Below are 1,337 nucleotides of genomic sequence, written 5' to 3'. Positions count from 1 at the left end.
TGCAGGAAGGCTCTGGCCGTGTACAAACCGTGCGCATGATTTTGGTCGTCAGTCATGCTCAGGCTGTGTCATTGAGCATTGACCCGGCAGTGGTGCTGGCAACGCGTAAGTTTGTTGATGACAAGGCGATTGAGGTGAAAGCCTATGCCGATGGGCTGATGACCAGCCATGTGAATGACGCGAATCCGCATAAGCAGTATGCGCCGATTGCCAGTCCCTCGCTGACGGGGGTGCCGACTGCGCCAACAGTAAATTCCGGGAATAACTCATCCCAGTTAGCGACAACCGCATTTGTGCATAACGCGCTCGCTGATAACGCCTTCGCGCTGGATTTTACGGGCACAGTGCAGAACTTCGATGTGCCGTGGGATGCCAAAAGCGGACTTTACATGGCGGATTTTGTCGGGTCACATACAGATGTTGTTTTGCACTTTCATGGTTCAGCGGCGAGTTGTACCGCCCTTCAGTTTGCTGCGCGTTACGGTAACGGCGGGTTGAGTTATCGGACGTCCCGCGATAGCTGGGGCTTTGAGCATGACTGGGAGCAGATTTACACCACCGGATTCAGGCCATCGCCTGCGGATATTGGGGCTATTTCTGTATCTGAGCTAACCGGCATCCCACTGCCCTGGCCGCAAGCTACCGCTCCTGATGGCTGGCTCAAATGCAATGGCCAGGCATTTGATAAAAACCGCTATCCACGGCTGGCGCAGGTCTACCCATCAGGTGTGCTGCCGGATCTGCGCGGCGAATTTATTCGCGGCTGGGATGATGGGCGGGGAGCGGATGCAGGGCGCCAATTGGGTAGCTGGCAAGAAGGATCGTATATGCTGCAGGAAGTATTAGACCCGCCCAATAATGTTGTTAGTTTTTCATGTAACTCTAGAAAGACACTGAATTGGGATACTCCTGTATCTAATAATATCAATATATTAGCGAGAGCGGTGGCTGCTGCAGGTACGTGGGGTAATGGCGCGCAAGGCTACATTGGTGTGACCCGCCCCCGCAACATCGCCTTTAACTACATCGTGAGAGCTGCGTAATAAGTGATAAATATTTTTTATGTAAGAAATGCCAATTAGGTAATAATGGGATAATACCAATTAAATTATTTCTTAACCTTTTTAAAAAATAATATGTTAATTATTTATGGGCAGTTATTTTATTTTCACCTTTTCCTACCCGCCTGAATGGCGGGTTTTTTTTATCCGTTTGTTGTGCCATGGCAGAGACAACGCCAGTCAGGCGATTTGCCGCCCGTCTCTTTGCATAATGTTGTCAGAGGCAACAATAAAATGGAATGGCTTGCAAAAACAGGCCGCGATTAGGGCTGTGTT

General features: G+C 50.0%; 1 protein-coding gene. It reads left to right on the top strand.

The window, feature by feature from the left end; translation table 11 throughout:
- Positions 1 to 1,043, top strand: a 1,043-nt coding sequence (locus Dpoa2040_RS08515) for a tail fiber protein (protein WP_168640981.1), incomplete at its 5' end; no start/stop codon positions are given.
- Positions 1,044 to 1,337: the final 294 nt, after the last annotated feature.

Origin of the sequence: Dickeya sp. CFBP 2040 (assembly GCF_012273755.1) — a bacterium.
GTDB lineage: Bacteria > Pseudomonadota > Gammaproteobacteria > Enterobacterales > Enterobacteriaceae > Dickeya > Dickeya poaceiphila.
Note: the sequence above shows the minus strand (reverse complement) of the source record. Positions and strands in the feature narration are given on the sequence as shown.